The following is a 2,764-nucleotide window of genomic DNA, read 5'->3' as shown; positions in this document are numbered from 1 at the left end:
CGCCCACAGCGGCGCTGCCGAGTTGGGGCCGTATCGCCACTACATGCAGAAGGAAATCTTCGAGCAGCCCGTGGCCATCGCCAACACGCTGGACGCGGTGACCGGCATCAGCCCGGAGCTCTTCGGCGATGGTGCCTATGGCATCTTCAAGGAGGTCGACAACGTCCTCATCCTGGCCTGTGGCACCAGCTACTACTCGGGTTCCACGGCCAAGTACTGGCTGGAGAGCATCGCCAAGATCCCGACCAGCGTCGAGATCGCCAGCGAGTACCGCTACCGCAGCAGCGTGCCCAACCCGCGCACCCTGGTCGTCACCATCAGCCAGAGCGGCGAGACGGCCGACACCATCGCCGCACTGAAGCACGCCCGTTCCTTGGGCATGAAGCACACGCTGACCATCTGCAATGTGTCCACGAGCGCCATGGTGCGCGAATGCGAGCTGGCCTACATCACCCGTGCCGGCGCCGAGATCGGCGTGGCCTCCACCAAGGCCTTCACGACCCAGCTTGTCGGCCTCTTCCTGCTGACGCTGGCCCTGGCGCAGACGCGGGGCCACCTCAGCGAGGCAGACGAGGCCGAGCACCTGAAGGATCTGCGCCACCTGCCCGTCGCCGTGCAGGCCGTGCTGGCCCTGGAGCCGCAGGTCATCGCCTGGAGCGAGGAGTTCGCGCGCAAGGAAAACGCGCTGTTCCTGGGCCGCGGCCTGCACTACCCAATCGCGCTGGAAGGTGCGCTCAAGCTCAAGGAAATCAGCTACATCCACGCCGAGGCCTACCCGGCCGGTGAACTGAAGCACGGCCCGCTGGCCCTGGTGACGGCCGAGATGCCGGTGGTGACGGTGGCGCCCAACGACGCGCTGCTGGAGAAGCTCAAGAGCAATATGCAGGAAGTCCGCGCCCGCGGCGGCCAGCTTTATGTCTTCGCCGACGGCGACACCGCCATCGAAAGCGAGGCCGGCCTGCACGTCATCCGCATGCCCGAGCATTACGGCGAACTCAGCCCCATCCTGCACGTCGTGCCGCTGCAGCTGCTGGCATATCACACGGCATGCGCGCGGGGAACAGACGTCGACAAGCCACGTAACCTGGCAAAAAGTGTGACTGTCGAGTAGGCGCGCTGGTGCTGTTGACGCCACCAGTTGTGATGTTGTCGCCGACCGAACTTTGAGCCAGTGGCTCAGTTTTCCGTCGGCGACAACACTCGGCGCTCTCAATGCGTCGCTGCGGTCCCTTGTGCGCCGACACGTGGACCCCGCGGCGCCGATGGGTTTCCCCTAATTAGTTTGACGGCCGATCGAACTATGATGACGGCACGGCATTGTCGCAATTATTTTCGCCGATTGATTCGGCGCCGAATCAAGCCCAATTAGGTGGTTTGGAGCGGAACCAGCAGCGTACAGCCGCCGGTTTCCGCCGCCAGCCGCGTCCAACGCACTCTTTTGTCAGGCGGACCAGCCCATGTTTGACCTCACCCCTAGCGCCCGGCTGGCCAACCCGCATGCCCTTGGAGGCGTCGTGCGCACACCAGGCGGTAGTTCTGCGGCTAGGACCGACCACGTGGAGGGCTGGCCCGAATTCACATCCCTGCCACCGATGGGCCGGACTGGATGGCCCCCAGCCATGGTGACCAAACTCGCCGAAAACTTCGCTGCAAGTTCTGCAGTTTGAGCGGCTGCCAGTTATTTCAGAAATAGGAGTTCACGGAGGCCATGTCATTTCATCATCGGAGCGTCGAGCCCCGTCGCTTGTACGAGCAGATCGCCGATCGGATCAGGGCGCTGATAGAAGCCGAGGGCCTGGTCGAAGGCGCACGGCTTCCCGGTGAGCGCGATCTGGCCTCGCTACTCGGCGTGTCGCGGCCCTCCCTCCGTGAAGCGCTGATCGCGCTGGAGATAGACGGGCGCATCGAGATTCGCGGCGGATCGGGCATCTACGTCTGCCCGTCTGGCCGTCGCAGCGAAACTTCTGCGCTGAGCTTGGGGGACAGCCCGGAGGAACTGCTGCAAGCGCGAGTTGTACTGGAGAGCGCGGTGGCCACGCTCGCCGCCGCTCGCGTCAGTACGTTAGGGCTGCATCGTGTCGAGGAGGCTCTTGAGGCGATGCGGGATGGGCTCGCCAGAGGATATAAGCCAGTCGAGGCTGACCGACGATTTCATCTCAGCATCGCCGAACAGGGCGGGAATTCCGTGCTGGTTGGAATGGTCGGTGCACTGTTCGACAGTCGGCATAGCCCGATTTCAGCGCAGATGAGTGTGCGCGTGGAAACGGAGCGCAGTTGGCGGTCTGCCCTGGACGAACATGAGGCGATCCTTCGGGCGCTCAAATCGCGCAATCCGCAAGCTGCGGCGGCGCAGATGTGCCATCACCTCCAGTCTTCCCATAGGCGCTGGATCGGCGAACCGACCGARCCCTCCACCGAGGCGGCGCTCGCATGGGCGTGATCCCTGCTTCGGCGCCCAAAGAGGGTCGGTCGGGCTCGTGTGATTTCACGCCCCGAACGGGATGTTGGGCCTGCGTCGCCGATGGGTTTTCCCTAATTAGTTCGACGGTCGATCGAAATATGATGCTCGCGCGGCATTTGCCGCAATTATTTTCTCCGGTTGATTCGGCGTCGAATCAAGCGCGATTTGGTGGCTTTGGAGCGGAACCAGCCCCATACGGCCGGCGTCCTCTGCCGCCAGCCACGTCCAACGGACCAGCCCATGTTTGACCTCACCGTAAGCCCCCGGATGGCCGAACTGCGTGTCCTTGGAGGTGCCGTGCGC

At 63.8% G+C, this 2,764-nt stretch carries 3 protein-coding genes; 2 read left to right on the top strand and 1 reads right to left on the bottom strand.

Annotation, left to right across the window (positions count from 1 at the left end):
• Both glmS and AC1DU6_RS26170 read left to right on the top strand, forming a co-directional pair.
• On the top strand, positions 1-1,111 hold a 1,111-nt coding region (gene glmS, locus AC1DU6_RS26175; RefSeq protein ID WP_477860689.1), incomplete at its 5' end, for a glutamine--fructose-6-phosphate transaminase (isomerizing).
• A 633-nt stretch (positions 1,112-1,744) separates the two neighbouring features.
• On the top strand, positions 1,745-2,440 hold the full coding sequence (locus AC1DU6_RS26170) for a FadR/GntR family transcriptional regulator (RefSeq protein WP_327082895.1): 696 nt from the start codon (positions 1,745-1,747) through the stop codon (positions 2,438-2,440).
• Positions 2,441-2,536: 96 nt separating this feature from the next.
• Here AC1DU6_RS26170 and AC1DU6_RS26165 read toward each other — a convergent pair.
• Positions 2,537-2,764, bottom strand: a 228-nt coding sequence (locus AC1DU6_RS26165; protein ID WP_477860688.1) for a hypothetical protein, incomplete at its 5' end; no start/stop codon positions are given.

Source organism: Roseateles sp. P5_B10 (genome assembly GCF_056400485.1).
This window is presented reverse-complemented; position numbering and strand designations above follow the sequence as displayed.